The sequence below is a fragment of the Streptomyces viridochromogenes DSM 40736 genome (assembly GCF_000158955.1).
GTDB classification, from domain to species: domain Bacteria; phylum Actinomycetota; class Actinomycetes; order Streptomycetales; family Streptomycetaceae; genus Streptomyces; species Streptomyces venetus.
Genome location: NZ_GG657757.1, coordinates 4,221,143 through 4,236,157, shown reverse-complemented (window position 1 = coordinate 4,236,157; position 15,015 = coordinate 4,221,143). Strand labels below are relative to the sequence as shown.

At 68.7% G+C, this 15,015-nt stretch carries 8 protein-coding genes, 2 tRNA genes, 1 other RNA gene and 1 pseudogene; 9 read left to right on the top strand and 3 right to left on the bottom strand.

Annotation, left to right across the window (positions count from 1 at the left end; translation table 11 throughout):
• Nucleotides 1-19 precede the first annotated feature (19 nt).
• Nucleotides 20-2,746, top strand: coding sequence for an HD domain-containing protein (locus SSQG_RS39280; protein WP_003991341.1), 2,727 nt, complete (start codon nucleotides 20-22; stop codon nucleotides 2,744-2,746).
• A 408-nt stretch (nucleotides 2,747-3,154) separates the two neighbouring features.
• Here the strand turns inward: SSQG_RS39280 and SSQG_RS18580 are convergent, their stop codons facing one another.
• A complete protein-coding gene (locus SSQG_RS18580) occupies nucleotides 3,155-4,402 on the bottom strand; it encodes a helix-turn-helix domain-containing protein (protein WP_003991340.1) in 1,248 nt (415 codons plus the stop codon).
• Nucleotides 4,403-4,645: 243 nt separating this feature from the next.
• Between SSQG_RS18580 and SSQG_RS18575 the strand changes: the two genes are divergently transcribed.
• Both SSQG_RS18575 and SSQG_RS18570 read left to right on the top strand, forming a co-directional pair.
• Entirely contained in the window at nucleotides 4,646-5,071 is a 426-nt protein-coding gene (locus SSQG_RS18575; RefSeq protein ID WP_003991339.1) for a hypothetical protein, read from the top strand.
• On the top strand, nucleotides 5,068-5,586 hold the full coding sequence (locus SSQG_RS18570) for a DUF6415 family natural product biosynthesis protein (protein ID WP_003991338.1): 519 nt from the start codon (nucleotides 5,068-5,070) through the stop codon (nucleotides 5,584-5,586). Before SSQG_RS18575 ends, SSQG_RS18570 begins: the two co-directional genes overlap by 4 nt.
• A gap of 118 nt (nucleotides 5,587-5,704) precedes the next feature.
• Here SSQG_RS18570 and SSQG_RS18565 read toward each other — a convergent pair.
• Nucleotides 5,705-5,792, bottom strand: a tRNA-Ser gene (locus tag SSQG_RS18565).
• Nucleotides 5,793-5,865: 73 nt separating this feature from the next.
• Between SSQG_RS18565 and ffs the strand changes: the two genes are divergently transcribed.
• The 6 genes and pseudogenes from ffs to SSQG_RS18535 all read left to right on the top strand — a co-directional run bounded on the left by ffs (nucleotide 5,866) and on the right by SSQG_RS18535 (nucleotide 14,890).
• Nucleotides 5,866-5,960, top strand: an RNA gene (gene ffs, locus SSQG_RS38530) — signal recognition particle sRNA small type.
• A 73-nt stretch (nucleotides 5,961-6,033) separates the two neighbouring features.
• A pseudogene (locus SSQG_RS18560) lies at nucleotides 6,034-8,467 on the top strand (DNA polymerase III subunit gamma and tau).
• A 122-nt stretch (nucleotides 8,468-8,589) separates the two neighbouring features.
• Nucleotides 8,590-9,840 (top strand): phosphoribosylamine--glycine ligase, encoded by a 1,251-nt coding sequence (purD, locus tag SSQG_RS18550; RefSeq protein ID WP_003991335.1) that lies wholly within the window; start codon nucleotides 8,590-8,592, stop codon nucleotides 9,838-9,840.
• 390 nt (nucleotides 9,841-10,230) lie between these two features.
• Nucleotides 10,231-12,096 (top strand): hypothetical protein, encoded by a 1,866-nt coding sequence (locus SSQG_RS18545; protein WP_208865716.1) that lies wholly within the window; start codon nucleotides 10,231-10,233, stop codon nucleotides 12,094-12,096.
• A 317-nt stretch (nucleotides 12,097-12,413) separates the two neighbouring features.
• A complete protein-coding gene (locus SSQG_RS18540) occupies nucleotides 12,414-13,892 on the top strand; it encodes a N,N-dimethylformamidase beta subunit family domain-containing protein (protein WP_003991333.1) in 1,479 nt (492 codons plus the stop codon).
• A 98-nt stretch (nucleotides 13,893-13,990) separates the two neighbouring features.
• On the top strand, nucleotides 13,991-14,890 hold the full coding sequence (locus SSQG_RS18535) for a phosphoribosylaminoimidazolesuccinocarboxamide synthase (protein ID WP_003991332.1): 900 nt from the start codon (nucleotides 13,991-13,993) through the stop codon (nucleotides 14,888-14,890).
• A gap of 42 nt (nucleotides 14,891-14,932) precedes the next feature.
• Here the strand turns inward: SSQG_RS18535 and SSQG_RS18530 are convergent.
• A tRNA-Gly gene (locus SSQG_RS18530) sits at nucleotides 14,933-15,008 on the bottom strand.
• Between the last annotated feature and the right edge of the window lie 7 nt (nucleotides 15,009-15,015).

Here is a 15,015-nt window from a genome sequence, read left to right as displayed (position 1 = left end):
GCTAGGAGGTGCGCTCAGCATGGTGCTAGATGAATCGTCCCGACCTGAGCTATGGTGTAAGGCTTTCGGTCAGGAAGCCTTTACCGAGAACTGCACCGCTCGTGACAGGTTCAAGCAAAGCCTTCTTAACATGGAGGAACGGGCTGGCCAGCTCGCGAGTGAGATTGCCCGAGATCTGCCTGAATTCACTCAGCACGACATTACCCATGCATACGCTCTTTGGGAAATTGCTAATCATATTGCAGGCCCAGAAATTTGCCTAAATCCGGCTGAGGCGTATGTGCTCGGAGGGGCCATTCTTGTGCATGACCTCGCTATGAGCCATGCCGCGCACCAGCTGTCGGGGAAAAAACTGCGACAACGCAGAGAATGGCCTGACGCTCTAGCGAAGGAAGTGAGGGAGAAGTGGGGTCGCCCGCCTCATCCTTTGGAACTCGCATCTCCTCCCGAGGATCTCGCAGTTGAGGCCGACAAGCAATTACTCCGTGCGTTGCATGCAGAGATAGCAGAGGATCTCCCTCTGGCTTCCTGGGAAACGCTGGATGGCAGTACGGCCTACCTCATGGGTGATCTGGAACTAAGGCAGGCGTATGGGCGCATAATTGGTAGGGTTGCAGCCAGTCATCATTGGAGTACGGACGAAGTCACTAAGATCCTTTCTTCGCCAGTCGGAGCACCAGCCTTTGCGCCAATCGATTGGCGCGCCGATACGCTGGTGACGGCACTTTTGCTTCGTACAGCAGACGCTGCCCACCTGGACGCCACTCGCGTTCCTTCCATCCTTGCTGCGGTTCGGAATCTCTCCTCCTTTTCCAAGGAGCATTGGCTATTCCAGACTCGCGTTCAACGGCCTTACCTTAAGAACGGCAGACTAGTCTTCACCGCTCCTGATGGCTTTGCATCTGATGAGATGGGGGCGTGGTGGCTTGCCTATGAAACACTTTCAATGGTTGACGAAGAGTTGCGCAATACCGATAGTGTACTCTCCGATAATAGGCGCCCAACGTTTTCTGCGCGTGGAGTGGCTAACGTCGAGTCACCTAAAGCGTTCAGCGCGGTTACCCCATGCCGTGACTGGGAACCGGTCGAGGCTAAAGTCAAGGTAGGCGATGTCGCCGGTCTAGTTCGACGTCTCGGTGGAAACGAGCTCTACGGGGAGAATTGGATCGTAGGGCTTAGAGAAATCGCGACCAACGCTTGCGATGCCGTGAAGGCTCGGGAGTCTCTGGCCGCATATCGCGGCGGACGCCCCTTCATGGGGCGTGTGCATGTATGGCTTGAGAAGAAGGAAGAAAAAATCTGGTTGGCATGCAGCGATAATGGAATTGGGATGTCCCCTGCAATTCTCGGTGGCAAACTGCTGGACTTCGGTAACACGTCTTGGCTTAGCTCAGATGTTGTTCGTGAGAACCCTGGCTTGCTGGCCAGTAACTTTGAACCCGCGGGGCGGTTCGGTATTGGGTTCTTCTCCATCTTCATGATGGGAAAGGAAGTCCAGGTCACCTCTCGCTCCATCTCTGGGGGGCCATCGGACACTTGGGTCCTTGAGTTCAGTCATGGGGTGGAACACCGCCCAATTTTGCGGAAGGGGAGCCATGAGGAGGAACTAGACGAGCCCGGTACGACTATAAAGGTGCGGTTGGATGAAACTTTGTGCGAGGCCGTTTCAACTGCTGCAGAGGGTAGAGTTCTCTTGCGCACCCGCATTTCTAGGATGGCGTGGAGAGTAAACGAACGAGTCTCGCTCGTCACGCTTCTTCGGTACCTCATGCCAGCCTCTGAAATTGATATCTGGGCTAGCGATCATATTGGAGGAGAGGAAGCGCAGTGCGCGGTGTCGAAGCAGGACTGGATGACAATGGACGGCGCCAAGCTAATGCGCCGCATGTTTGCCCTGCCAGAGGATGGTCTTACTGATTTCCCTGAGTCAGCTAATCAAGATGACCCATGGGACGGGAAAGGTTTCGCCGAGGATATCGCTTTCGATGTCGGAGAGCGGCTTCAAGTAGTCCATGATGCTGAGGGTAAGCCTGTGGGGCGCATCGCTGTCATCAATCCAGAACTTATGGATGACGACCTGTCTTACCCGACTGCTTCAATTGTCACAGCTGGACCCGCCAGAACCGACACGGAGTTGCGACAGGTGGCTGGCCTCCTGATTGGTCGGCCCCATGGAGCTGCTAGAGAGTTCGCCGTTCCTATGGCTAGCTATTCATCTATGGGTGACTGGGTCGAATCACAGAAAGAACAAGTGACTCGTCTCGAGTTTGATGCTGCTGATGGTTGGCCGATTGCTATCGCAGAAATGGCTTGGAAGTTTGGCAGGGACGCTAGCGATCTGCGTTGCTGGCGGGTTAAGGATGGATGGATTGATTATCGTGCCCTTGTTCGATGGGTGGAAAAGAGGACTTCCTTTAGGGTCGCTGACCCGATCAACTTCCGAGTAGAGATTGGCGGGGAATCCTTCTTCGCAGACTTGGATGAGGATGTTCTAGTGTTTGACCTGTCGCGGAGTTTTTACATTTCGGGGAAGGGGGCTACCATGTATTGGCCGCAGGCCCCCGAAGTTTCGGATGATAGGCCGTTTGTTTCCGTCTTTGGTCGCGCGCTAGAAGAAGCGTGGGGAGTCCCGGCCGGAAGTTCTCATCAGTTCTTTAAGCGGTCCAGGATCGAGTACGTGGCGGCTGGTAGGTTTCAGGACAGGCCCATCGTGGCCACCACTTATCCGATCAGTCGCGCATCATAGGAAAGCCATTTTTCGAAACGATGACGCAAGGGGCACCTTCTCAGGTCGGTGTAGCGGCTTTGGGGTGGCGCTGCTTTGGCGCGAGTGATCATGGCCACGTAAGCTTCCGGCGCGTCGGGCAGTCTGTGGACCTGCCCGGTAAAGCACGACGTTGGGGCCATGATCTTCGATGCTCGCGCCAAAGTGGCTCCGTAAAGCCGCGGAGCCGACCGCCCCAGCCACGATGTCCCCCTTCTCTGGCATCAGGCGACTGAATGCTGTGCACGCGGCACGGGCGCCGGCCGGGCTGGAGCGGGACGGAGGCAGGAGCGCAGGCCCGGCCGGGGGCCGGGCCGCGCGCGGGGAGCGGAGCGGGCCGCACTTGAACCCGTAGTGAAAGTTGTAACTCACCCCGTGGTGTGAGGCTCCTCAGTCGTGTTCTCGTAGGGCGGCGACCAGTTGGTGTCCTTCCCTGGCTCGGTGCCGTAGGAGGACCGCCGCCGTGGTGTGGAGTTCGTTCCAGGAATGGGGGCGGCCGATGGCTGCCGCGTCGGGGACGGTCATCACGGCCACCGAGAGGGCTTGGGGTGCTTCACCGGCGGCGGCGAGGGCGTGTGCGAGGCAGGACTGGTACCAGGTTCTGTCGCGTCGGTACTCCTCCGGCAGGGCGTTCAGGCCGGTCGTGAGGTGGTCGATGGCTGTCTGCCAGTTCCGTAGGTGGAGCGCTGCCATGCCGCGTTGCAGGGTGAACCAGTTTTCTCCGTAGAAGTACATCCACGGGGGTTCGTCCTCCGGGTGTTCGGCGGCCGTGGAGATCAAGTGCTGCGCGTCGTCCAGGAGACGTTCGGCGTGGTCGGCGTCGCCGCCCAGGGCGTGGCCGCGGGCGGCCATCTGGGCGGCCATGCCCTGGACACCGAGGGATGCGCCGGGCGCTGACCAGCGGGCGGCTTCGGCGAGCCGTACGCAGCGGGTTCCGCGTCCGCCGGACCAGGCCATGTGCGCCTTCATGCTGAGCGTGGTCGCGGCCATGTTGGCGTCGCCTGCTTCCAGGGCCCATTCGTGGCTGCGGTCGTACCAGGCCAGCGCGGCCGCCGTTTGGCCTTGGTCCTGGGCCATCCAGGCGAGGAACTGGGTGTGTTCGGCGGCGAGGCGGACCACGCGGTCGGCGAGCGAGCCGCGGGCGCCTGCGTAGAGGTCTACGACGGTGTTGAGTTGTCGGCGCATCACTTCGACGAGTGGGCGGGAGCCGATCACGTCCTCCGCGCGCCGGTGTTCGGCGAGCAGGCGGTCCAGCCAATCCAGGGTGGGGGCGTCCACAGGGTGCGTTGTGTCGACGACGCTGGTGACGCGGGCCAGGAGGTCCTCGTCGGGGTCGGGAGCGGCCGGAGAGAGCGCGGGGACCGGTGCGGTCTTCGGTTGCTCCCCTGGATCGTGCAGGAACGGTGGGATGCCGAGGCCGGTCGCAATGCGCCCTCGTACTTCGAGGGAGGTCACTCGGCGCCGGCCGCGTTCGATGTCGGAGACATCGGGTTGCACCAGGCCGACGAGTTCACCGAGCTTCGTCTGGCTCAGGCCGGTGAGCTTCCTGTAGGTGCGGAATACCTGGCCCCAGTCTTCGTCGGTGACGGCTGAGGCGAGTACGGGATGGGACCAGAGGCCCGTGCGAAAGTCCCCCATAGTTCCAATATAGGGCGCTCCTATAGGGCTTGGGATGGGAGTAAGTGGCGCCTGGCGCAAGGGTCTTCCTGCAAGGACCCCGGCGACCGTGCGACCGGTCCCGGGGCGTGGCCGACGCTACTGAGGAGCGCCGACGTGAGAGAGATTAGGTTCCCGGGACCCGCCTGCCCACCCCCGGCGAGTCCGCCGGTCTGTGGGACGGTTGAGCGGTGGCTGGCATCCGCCCACCCGTCCCCCGACACCATGCTGGGGGAGTGGAGTAGCGCTGCCAAGCTCGCCGTGCTTCCGTTGGGGACGGCCTTCGAGGCGGTTCGCCTGCCCGAGCGGATCGTGCATCGGGCGGTGGCCAGCGTTGATCCGTACACGGTGAGCGATCGGCTGGCCCGGTGTCTTGCCGGCGCCCCGGTGATCCGTGATCCCGGCTTCCGCCGCTACTACGCCCTTGTCCCGCCCGGCACCTCACAGACATGGTGCGAACCGGCCGCCCAGTGCCTGGGCGAGGGCACCTATCTCGGTGTGCCGCGAGGTGACCACACCGAGTTCGATGAGTGGACGAAAGCGTCGTACTGGGCGGTGCCCATGGTCCGGCCGGGTCGGCTGTGCACGGCAGCCGACGTCCTGGCTTTGGCCATGACGGGGCGATGCCTCGAAAGCGAGGGCGAGGCATGACCACGGACGTGGCCCAGGGCTGGCCGCTGGACCTCCACACCATGCGGGCCTGTGCGGAACGTCTCCTCGCGCACGACGTCGTGAAGCCCTCCCCGGAGGAACTCGAGACGCTCACGCTTCAGCTGCGAGGACACGTCCTGGTGGCGCTTCCGGAGGTCGAAACGGCTGTGCTGGCCCTGCCCGAAGACGCGGTGCCGCGCGCGTGCGGCCTTTTTTGCATCGCTGAGGCCCGCTTGCGGCTCGGCGGCGAGCCCGGTCTCGGCCACCTTGCCCGAGTCGCTTACGCGCAACGCCTCGCCCGGTCCGTCCGTGTTCTTTGCGATCACTACGCGGACAACGACCACCAGTGCCCGAGCGGTCCCGAGCGAGCCGTGTATCTGCGGATGCTGCAGCACTACCCCGCATGTCCGGACTGCCGGACCGTAGGCGACGGCGGTGGCGGCCTCGTCGGCACTTGCACGGTCGGCGTCCGGCTCTACGAGGAGTACCGGCAGGCGCGGCGACGCCCGTCGTAGATCGGCCGGGACCGGCAGGGATCGCCACAGGTCGGCTGAGACGGAAACTGAGACGAACAACGTCGAAGGGCCCCACCGCAAGCGGTGGGGCCCTTCGACATCGTGCCCGGTGAGGCACTGGCGGAGGATACGAGATTCGAACTCGTGAGGGGTTGCCCCCAACACGCTTTCCAAGCGTGCGCCCTAGGCCTCTAGGCGAATCCTCCGTCGAAGACATTACATGACCGGAAGGAGTGCTCGCGAACTCGTTCCCCGCCCCTGACATCAGGTAGCCTTGGCGCAGCCCCTCACGCGGCGCTATCTGACTGAACTCCCCCAGGGCCGGAAGGCAGCAAGGGTAGGTTGGCTCTGGCGGGTGCGTGGGGGGCGTCTGCGTTCCCGGGACGCGGCCGGGCCGGGTACCTCGGGCGGGTTCCGTTGTCAGTGGGCGCCTATAACCTCGTAAGCGTGTCGTCTCTCGCTCTGTACCGCCGCTACCGCCCGGAGACCTTCGCCGAGGTCATCGGGCAGGAGCATGTCACCGACCCGTTGCAGCAGGCGCTGCGGAACAACCGGGTCAACCACGCGTACCTGTTCAGCGGGCCGCGTGGCTGTGGCAAGACGACCAGTGCGCGGATCCTGGCCCGGTGCCTGAACTGCGAGCAGGGGCCCACACCCACACCGTGCGGCGAGTGCCAGTCGTGTCAGGACCTCGCGCGCAACGGACCCGGTTCCATCGACGTCATCGAGATCGACGCCGCTTCACACGGTGGCGTGGACGACGCCCGTGACCTGCGCGAGAAGGCCTTCTTCGGACCCGCCCGAAGCCGGTACAAGATCTACATCATCGACGAGGCCCACATGGTCACGTCGGCCGGCTTCAACGCGCTGCTGAAGGTCGTCGAGGAGCCGCCGGAGCATCTCAAGTTCATCTTCGCGACCACCGAGCCCGAGAAGGTCATCGGGACGATCCGGTCGCGGACCCACCACTACCCGTTCCGGCTCGTCCCGCCCGGGACCCTGCGGGACTACCTCGCCGAGGTGTGCCAGAAGGAGAACAACCCAGTCGAGGACGGTGTGCTCCCGCTCGTCGTGCGGGCCGGCGGCGGGTCCGTGCGTGACTCCATGTCCGTCATGGACCAGCTGCTCGCCGGCGCCGCGGCGGACGGTGTGACATACGCCATGGCCACCGCCCTCCTCGGGTACACCGAGGCTTCCCTCCTCGACTCCGTCGTCGAGGCCTTCGCCACCGGAGACGGGGCTGCCGCCTTCGAGGTCGTCGACCGCGTCATCGAGGGCGGGAACGACCCCCGTCGGTTCGTCGCCGATCTGCTGGAGCGGCTGCGCGACCTGGTGATCCTCGCCGCAGTGCCGGACGCCGCGGAGAAGGGGCTGATCGACGCCCCCGCCGATGTCGTCGAGCGCATGCAGGCCCAGGCGGGCACCTTCGGTGCCGCCGAGCTGAGCCGGGCCGCCGACCTCGTCAACGAGGGGCTGACGGAGATGCGCGGCGCCCACTCGCCCCGTCTCCAGCTGGAGCTGATCTGCGCCCGCGTCCTGCTCCCCGCCGCCTACGGCGACGAGCGGTCCGTCATGGCGCGTCTGGATCGGATCGAGCGCGGTGTGAACTTCTCCGCCCAGGGTCCTGCTGGTGTGCCCTCCATGGGGTACGTGCCGGGGCCCGAGGGGCATGGTGCGGCGGCCGCCGCCGCTCCGGGAGGCGCGCCCGTTGCGCCGGGTGGTGGTCCGGCCGCGGCCCGGGCGGCCGTCCGTGCCCCCGCTGCGGCGGCGGGGCCGGGTGCGTCGCCGTCGGCGCCGGGCACACCTGCGGGACACGCCCCGGGAGCCTCGGATACGCCTAGCGCTCCCAGCGCTTCCGCCGACGCCCCGGGGGTCTCCGACCCCAGCACCAGCGGGGCCAACCAGCCCGCCCATCCCGCCCAGCCGTCTCAGCCGGCGTCCGCCCCCGCCGCCGCGTCCGCCCCGGCACCGGGCGCCTGGCCCACCGCGGCCTCCGCAGGCAGCGGCCGTCGCCCCGGTGGCTGGCCCACGGCCGCCCCGGGCGCACCCGGCGCGAGCGCTTCGGCCGCGAATGCACCGGCCCCCTCTGCCCCGAGCACCCCCGCACCCAGCACCCCACCGGCCGCCGCCCCGCCCCTCACCCTCGACCCCGGCCCCGGCGGCCCCCGCCCCCACCGGCGGTCTCGACCCCCGCCAGCTGTGGCCGAACATCCTGGAAGCCGTCAAGAACCGCCGTCGTTTCACCTGGATCCTGCTCAGCCAGAACGCCCAGGTCGCCGGCTTCGACGGCACGACCCTCCAGATCGGCTTCGTCAACGCGGGCGCGCGTGACAACTTCCTGAGCAGCGGCAGTGAGGACGTGCTGCGGCAGGCGCTGGGCGAGCAGTTCAACGTGCAGTGGAAGATCGAGGCGATCGTCGACCCCTCCGGCGGCTCCGCGCCCGCCCCGGCCCAGGGCGTCGGCCCCTCCGGTTTCGGCGGTGGCCAGGGTGGAGGAAACGGCGGTGGCTACGGCGGTGGCGGTGGCGGCTACACCGGCACCGGCACCGGCAGCGGGAGCGGCAGCGGGAGCGGCAGTGGGGGCGGCTACAACGCCGGCGGTGGCAGCGGCACCGGCGGCGGTACGGCGACCGCCCAGCGCCCGGCCCCGGCTCAGTCGACGGCCCCGTCGGCCCCCGCCCAGGAGTCGAGCAGACCCGCCCCCGCCCCGACCGCACCACCCGTTCCCCAGCCCTCCCCTCCGAAGCCACGGCACGTGTCCGTCGAGGACGACATCCCCGAGGACGACGACCCCGACCTCGACGAGTCGGCCCTCTCCGGCCAGGAGCTGATCGTTCGGGAACTGGGCGCGACGGTGGTCGAGGAATTCTCGAACGAGTAGCCCGGCGCGGGCGAGTGGCCCAGCTCGGCCCCACCCCCTTGGAGGAACCTCCAAGCCAACACCCCCACCTCCCTCGGAAGCCCGCACAAAGGAAACCCGGCGTCTCCCGTTAGGCTGACCCCGTGAAGGTCCTCGTCATCGGCACCGGCGCCCGCGAACACGCCCTGTGCCACTCCCTGTCCCACGACCCCGACGTCACCGCGCTGCACTGCGCCCCCGGCAACGCCGGCATCGCCGAAGTCGCCACGCTGCACCCGGTCGACGCCCTGGACGGCACGGCCGTCACCGCGCTGGCCACGAAGCTCGGCGTGGACCTCGTGGTCGTCGGCCCGGAGGCGCCGCTGGTCGCCGGTGTCGCCGACGCCGTGCGCGAGGCGGGCATCCCGGTCTTCGGCCCGTCCGGCCGGGCCGCGCAGCTCGAGGGCTCCAAGGCCTTCGCCAAGGACGTCATGGCGGCGGCCGAGGTGCCGACGGCACGGTCGTACGTCTGCACCACCCCGGAAGAGGCCGCCACGGCCCTCGACGCCTTCGGCGCCCCGTACGTCGTGAAGGACGACGGACTCGCCGCCGGCAAGGGCGTCGTCGTCACCGACGACCTCGAAGCCGCCAAGGCGCATGCCGCCGCCTGCGAGCGCGTGGTCATCGAGGAGTACCTGGACGGCCCCGAGGTCTCCCTGTTCGCCGTCACCGACGGCGAGACGGTCGTGCCGCTCCAGCCCGCCCAGGACTTCAAGCGCGCGCTGGACGGCGACGCGGGCCCGAACACCGGCGGCATGGGCGCGTACTCCCCGCTGCCCTGGGCCGACCCGAAGCTGGTCGACGAGGTCCTCCAGACGGTGCTGCAGCCGACCGTGGACGAGATGAGCCGCCGAGGCACGCCGTTCTCCGGTCTGCTCTACGCGGGACTCGCGCTCACCTCGCGCGGGGTCCGCGTGATCGAGTTCAACGCCCGGTTCGGAGACCCCGAGACCCAGGTGGTCCTGGCCCGGCTGAAGACGCCGCTCGCCGGTGTCCTGATGGCCGCCGCCACCGGCAACCTCGCCCACCTGGAGCCCCTGCGCTGGAGCGACGACGCGGCCGTGACGGTCGTCGTCGCCTCGCACAACTACCCGGGTCCTCCCCGCACCGGCGACCTGATCACCGGTCTCGACGAGGTCGCCGCCCAGGACGCCCCGCACGCGTACGTGCTGCACGCCGGGACCAAGCGGACCGGCGACGCGATCGTCAGCGCGGGCGGCCGCGTCCTGTCCGTCACGGCCACCGGTCAGGACCTCGCCGAGGCCCGTGACCGCGCCTACACCGCCCTCGGCCGCATCCGCCTCGACGGCTCCCAGCACCGCACGGACATCGCCGCGAAGGCGGCAGGCGCCTAACCGGCAGGCGCGCAACCGGCAGGCACCCGGCCGGCAGGCGCGTTACCGGCCATTCGCGCGGCAGTTCGCCCGTCGCCCGGAAGGGGTAAACGCCCCGGTTCGATGAACCTCACAGGCCCCGGATCCGTCTCAGGATGCGGGGCCTGAAGTTTTCGGTATGCGTGGGCCTGACCTTCGCTGTCCGTCATTCACCTCTCCCCAAAGCCATTCCATCGAGTGACCGATGTCCTATCCGGCTGACGGGGGGCGAGGCCCCAACTAGGGTGCCGCGCAAGCGTTCCGGCACTTGGCCCATCGGCATTGCGATGTCAGTGGCGGGTGCCACAGTGGGGGAGTGAGCAAGGCAAGGGTCAGGTCAACGGGGAGGGGGTGAGGTCGGTCGTGACCGGTATGGGTGTGGAGGTAGGCGCGCAGGTCGCGCGGGCGCGTGCGCTGATGGTGCTGCGCATCCGCAGCCGCGCGCTGGCCGTCGCCCTGCTGCCCGCCGCCGTGGCGGTGATCCTGCTCGTGGGCCCCGCCACCGGCCGTCTCGTCGGCCCCGGCTGGGACGCCGCCCGCTGGGTCGTGACGCCGCTCGCCGCGCTGGTGCTGCTCGCCGCCGCCGGTGTCGCCCTGGTCATCGCCCGGGCCCGTCCGGCCATGAGCCCGACGGTCACGATCGCCGAGGAAGCGGCTCCCGACCTGTACCGGATGGTGCGCGACCTCGCCGACCGCCTCGAGGTCCCCGCGCCCTCCGCGATAGCGCTCACCCCGGACTGCGACAGCTGGCTGGAGGACCGCACCCACCGGGCCCACGGGCCGCCCCCCGCCGAGCATCACGACGAGATAGCGGGCGCGGGGAGACACCCGCACCGCCGGCACCCCGTCGCGCCGGTCCTGGTCATCGGCTCCCCGTTCCTGTGGTGGATGCGGGTCGGCGAACTGCGCGCGGTCCTCGCCCCGGTCGTGGCCGGTACGGGCCCCTCGGCCCACCCGGACATAGCCGCCGCCCGGCGCTTCATCCGGGGGCTGGACGCCGCGGTCGCCGTGGCCTCGGCACCCCACCGCGGACCGGTGTCGCGGGGCGCGCTGGCCGGGGTCGGCTGGGCGGCCCGGTTGCTGCTGCGGGGCTGTCGCGTTCCTGCCGGCGAGATGGAGCGGGGGGTCGCGGCCGCGGCCGCGGAGCGTGCACAGGCTGTGGATTACGGACTGCGGATCGTCGCCCAGGAGCAGGTGGGCCTGGCGTACGCGGGCTGGGACCGGCTGCTGACCCGGGTCGCGCTGCCCGCCTGGCGGATGGGCCGCTGGCCCTCCCGGCTGGACGCGGGTGTCGTGGCGGCGCTCACGGAGCTGTCCCGGCGCGACCGCCTGGCCGAGGGGTTCGCGTCCCGGCTCGGGGAGCGGCCCGCCTGCGATCTGCTCGAGGAGCCGGGCACGATCGACGAGGCCGCCTCCCTGCTCGCCGCCCGCCTCTTCCACGGCGGCCCGGCCGGACCAGGACCCGACTGGTCGCCGGTGGGCTGGAGCGAGTATCCGGACGAGGTGGTGGACCGCAAGTGGCGCATCGACGCGGCCCGCCTCCACCGCGTCCTGGACGCGATGGGTGTACGCCCGGCCCCGGGGGGCGCGGCATCGGACACCGGCGGCCCGACCCTGTCCCGCGTCCTCGACCACCTGACGGACCGGACCGACCACCTGACGGACCGGACCGATCGCCTGACAGGCCGGATCGACGACCTCACGGACCAGACCAGTCACCTGACGGACCGGCCCGACCACACCCCCTTCCCCGCCAGATCCCCGGAGCCACCCCTCGACGACGAGGAAGACCTCTCCGGTCCCACCCCCCACAGCGCCGCCCTCGCCGCCGGACTCAGCGCCGAGCTGGCCCGCGAGGAGGCTGCCGCGACGACCGGCCGGTCCACAGCCTCCGCCTCTTGCGCCGTCTCACCGCCCACCGGCTCCCAGACCCACTCGGACCCCGCCCTCTGGGACGACCGGGACCTCCCCCTCTTCCCCCTCCAGCCCCCGCGTACGGCCCGCGAACTGCTCGCCGACCACCTCACCGCGATGGTCTGCTGTGCCGCGATGGACACCGCCGACGCGACGCCGGGCCTGGACTGGCTGGACGGCCCGACCCTCCTCCACAACGGCGAACGCACCGCCGATCTGACGCCCAAGGTGCTCACCCTGATCGAGGAGGGCGACCCCACCCCGTTGCGCGCCTGGCTCGCCGAACTGGGGATACGCCCGGAGAAGCCGGTCCGGCTCGCCTGACCGCCCCCGGCCGAGCCGCCCCGGCCCCCCACCCCAGGCCCCCACCCCAGCCCCCGGAGCTGCAGCTTCCGCTTCTGGCCAATTCGAAACGAACAGTAACGAAGTGCGCGCGTTATGTGATGTGCTTGGACCGTTCTCGTGCATGGCAAAGGCGTGCGACATACGACAAACACATAAGCGCGCCACTACCGCTCGGACCGCAAGACACCGCAGACACCGCAGACACCGCACACAGCACGTACAGCGCACACACCACACACGTACGCACACCACACGAGTACGCACCACCACGGGGGCGAAGGGGAGGGGAAGCAACCATGGGCTCGGAGCAGAGCACTCGCCGCTGGGAGTCGGGAGCGCTGGCGCACGCCGTGACAGATCCCTTCGGACAGGGCCCCGTCCCGTGGCTGCGCGGCCATGTGACGTACTTCGACGACACCGGCCAGGTCGTCCCCTGGTACGTGGACCAGGACCAGCCCCACGCGTCGAAGAAGGGCAGCCGCTCCGGCGGCCCCCGCGCGGCCGACGACGTCCACCGCCAGATCAAGGGCTTCACCTCGACCGGCGCGGTCGCCCCCGGCGAGGCCATCGACTTCCACATCACCGTCGACCCGCCGCAGGAGTTCGGCGTCGACATCTACCGCATCGGCCACTACGGCGGTGACGGCGCCGCGAAGATCACCACCAGCCCGCGGCTGTCCGGCATCGTGCAGCCCACGCCGCTCACCGCGGACCGCACGGTCTCCTGCCACCACTGGTGGCTGTCCTGGCGGCTCCAGATCCCGTCGTACTGGAACGTCGGCGCGTACGTCGCCGTCCTCACCACCGCCGACGGCTACCGGTCCCACGTCCCCTTCACGGTCCGCCACGACCAGCCGGCCGACCTGCTCCTCGTCCTGCCCGACATCACCTGGCAGGCGTACAACCTCTACCCGGAGGACGGCCGCACCGGCGCCAGCCTCTACCACGCCTGGGACGAGAAGGGCCGGCTGCTGGGCGAGGCCGACGCGGCGACCACGGTCTCCTTCGACCGCCCGTACGCGGGCGCGGGCTTCCCCCTGCACGTCGGCCACGCCTACGACTTCGTCCGCTGGGCCGAGCGCTACGGCTACGACATCGCCTACGCCACCGCCGGCGACCTGCACGCGGGCCGCGTCGACCCCACCCACTACCGCGGTCTGGTCTTCCCGGGTCACGACGAGTACTGGTCGGCCGCGATGCGCGACACCGTGGAGCTCGCACGCGACGCCGGCACCTCGCTCGTCTTCCTCTCCGCCAACTCCATGTACTGGCAGGTGGAACTGGGCCCTTCCCCCTCAGGCGTGCCCGACCGCCTGCTGACCTGCCGCAAACGCAAGGGCCCGGGCAAGCCGGTGCTGTGGCGGGAGATCGACCGGGCCGAGCAGCAGCTGATCGGCATCCAGTACGCGGGGCAGGTCCCCGAGCCGCACCCGCTGATCGTGCGCAACGCCGGCCACTGGCTGTGGGAGGCGACGGGAGCGGAGGAGGGGGACGAGATCGAGGGTCTGGTGGCGGGCGAGGCCGACCGCTACTTCCCGCGCACCCCGCTGCCCGAGCACGAGGAGCGCGTGCTGCTCGCCCACTCCCCGTACTCCGACAAGGATGGCGCCGTTCGCCACCAGGAGACGTCCCTGTACCGCGCGCCCTCCGGCGCCTGGGTCTTCGCATCCGGAACGTTCGCCTGGACGCCCGCCCTGGACCGCCCCGGCCACGTCGACGCCCGCATCCAGCGCGCCACCGCGAATCTGTTGGACCGCATCTGCAAACGCGACTGACTTCGACCGCCGCACGGTCCGCGACCGACCCCGCTGTCCGCGATCGCCCCCCGCATACGGGAGAATCGACCCATTGGACAGAACCACGGGGAGGAACCGTGTCCGGATTCGTAGAAAAGCCCGAGCCGCTCCAGGTTCCGGGCCTGGTGCACCTGCACACCGGCAAGGTGCGCGAGCTGTACCAGAACGAGGCGGGCGACCTCGTGATGGTCGCCAGCGACCGCATCTCCGCGTACGACTGGGTGCTGCCGACCGAGATCCCCGACAAGGGCCGGGTCCTCACGCAGCTCTCCCTGTGGTGGTTCGACCAGCTCGCCGACCTGGTCCCGAACCACGTCCTGAGCACCGAGCTGCCCGCCGGTGCCCCCGCCGACTGGGAGGGGCGCACGCTGGTCTGCAAGTCCCTCCAGATGGTCCCCGTGGAGTGCGTGGCGCGCGGCTACCTCACCGGTTCGGGCCTGGTCGAGTACGAGGAGACCCGGACGGTCTGCGGGCTCGCCCTCCCGGAGGGTCTGGTCGACGGCAGTGAACTGCCCGCCCCGATCTTCACCCCGGCCACCAAGGCCGCCGTCGGCGAGCACGACGAGAACGTCTCCTACGAGGAGGTCGCCCGCCAGGTCGGCGCGGACACCGCGGCCCGGCTGCGCCAGGCGACCCTCGCCGTCTACTCGCGGGGCCGGGACATCGCCCGGGAGCGGGGCATCATCCTCGCGGACACCAAGTTCGAGTTCGGCTTCGACGGCGACGACCTGGTCCTCGCGGACGAGGTCCTCACCGCGGACTCCTCCCGCTTCTGGCCGGCCGACCAGTGGCAGCCGGGCCGCGCGCAGCCGTCGTACGACAAGCAGTTCGTGCGGGACTGGCTGACCTCGGCGGAGTCCGGCTGGGACAGGAAGAGCGAGCAGCCGCCGCCCGCGCTGCCGCAGCAGGTCGTCGACGCCACCCGCGCCAAGTACGTGGAGGCGTACGAGCGCCTGACCGGCACCAGCTGGAGCTAGGACACGGAGAAGCCCCCCGGCCGGAGCCGGGGGGCTTCTCACTGGAGCGAACGACGAGGTTCGAACTCGCGACCTCAACCTTGGCAAGGTTGCGCTCTACCAACTGAGCTACGTTCGCATGCGCC